The sequence below is a fragment of the Streptosporangium vulgare genome (assembly GCF_042428775.1).
GTDB lineage: Bacteria > Actinomycetota > Actinomycetes > Streptosporangiales > Streptosporangiaceae > Streptosporangium > Streptosporangium vulgare.
Genome location: NZ_JBHMBS010000097.1, coordinates 1 through 1,748 on the forward strand (window position 1 = coordinate 1; position 1,748 = coordinate 1,748).

Consider the following 1,748-nt stretch of genomic DNA (forward strand, 5'->3'; position numbering starts at 1 on the left):
CCCGCACAGGGCACCGGACTGATCTGGTCCGGCAAGGGCACCACCTCCTACACCTCCGGCGGCAACGCCTGGGTACAGGTACCGGCAGCGAAACTCAACGACGGCATGAAGATCCGCTGGCGAGTACGCGGCATCACCACCGCGGGCGTCGAAGGCCAATGGTCCCCCTGGCAGAACGCCACCGTCGATGTGACGAAGCCAGCTGCTTCCGATTTGGGGTTGACTCCGGCGACCAAGGGAGCGACGTCGTGGACGGCTTCGTCGGTTACGCCGTGGGTGTATGCCAAGGTCAGCGACCCTGACTCGCGTGCTTCGCGACTGTGGGCACAGTTCGAGCACGACCCGGCCGCGACCGGGCAGGGCACGGGACTGATCTGGGAGGGCAGGGGAGCCACCGCCTACGCTTCCGGCGGTAACGCGTGGGTTCAGGTGCCGACCGCGAAGCTGTCGGACGGTATGAAGGTCCGCTGGCGGGTACGCGGTGAAACCACCATCGGCACCCTCGGCCCGTGGACCGACTGGACCGCTACCAGCATCGATCTCCGCAAACCGTCGGTGGCGGGATCGTCGATGACGCCGGCGACCTGGGATGCCGGGACGTGGACGGCGGCGGCGGCTTCGCCGTGGCTGTATGCGAAGGTGACCGACCCGGAGAACAGGAACTCCCTGCTCGCCGCGGAAATCGAGCACGACCCGACAGCGACCGGCCAGGGCAGTGGCTTGATCTGGACCGGGAAGAGCGCTCAGCCGTACCGCTCTGGCGACAACGCGCTGGTGCAGGTACCCGCTGGGAAGCTGTCGGATGGAATGAAGGTCCGCTGGCGGGTACGTGGTGAGACCACCACCGGCGCTCTCGGCCCGTGGACCGACTGGACCCAAGCACGCATCGATCTCCACAAGCCGTCGGTCGAGTCGCTGGGCATGGATCCGGCTCTTCAGGGTTCCGCGTCGTGGACGGCTGGGACGTTGACGCCGTGGCTGTACGCGAAGGTGACCGACCCGGAGAACCGGTCGAGCAAGCTCAACGTGGAGGTGGAGCACGACCCGGCTGCGGCCGGTCAGGGCACGGGCCTGATCTGGTCGGGCGCCTCGGACAAGGCATACGCGCCGGGAACCAACGCCTGGGCGGCCGTCCCGACCGGGAAGCTGACCGACGGCTGGCACATCCGCTGGCGGGCACGCGCTACCACCACATCCGGGGTGTCGGGACCGTGGTCGGCGTGGGTGTCGGCTCGTGTGGACACGACGATCTTCAAGACGATCCCGCCCGGACCCGTCGTGAGCAAGGTCTCGGCACCTGTCGGTCAGTTGGTGTCAGGGGTGTGGGTACTGCCGAGCGCCAGCCCGGCCTTCACCGCCGCGATCTCCGATGTCGATCGACGACCTGGTGTGCTGGAGGCGGAGGTCGAACACGACCCGTCGGCCACCGGGCAGGGTTCGGGGCTGATCTGGTCGGGGCAGGGGAGAACCTTCGGGGAGACGTGTTTCACGGGGCAGACGTGTTCGGCCTCGCATCAGTCCCCTGCGGCGACAAGGTTGCAGAATGGCTGGCTGATCCGGTGGCGGGTTCGCGCGGTGGTGCAGTCCACCGATTCTTCCGGTGCGCTGGTGGCCGGACCGTGGTCAGAATGGCTGGCCGGACGGGTGGACACCTCCAAACCCGTGGTGTCGGAACTCTCGGCCTACCCAGGCCAGCAGACATCGGGATTGTGGACACTGCCCTCCACCCAGCCCACCTTCTCCGCCTA

1 protein-coding gene is annotated in these 1,748 nt (G+C 67.7%); it reads left to right on the top strand.

Translation table 11 applies throughout. The features are described 5' to 3' along the window. Nucleotides 1-1,748, top strand: a 1,748-nt coding sequence (locus tag ACFFRH_RS44110) for a hypothetical protein (RefSeq protein ID WP_386164157.1), incomplete at both ends; no start/stop codon positions are given.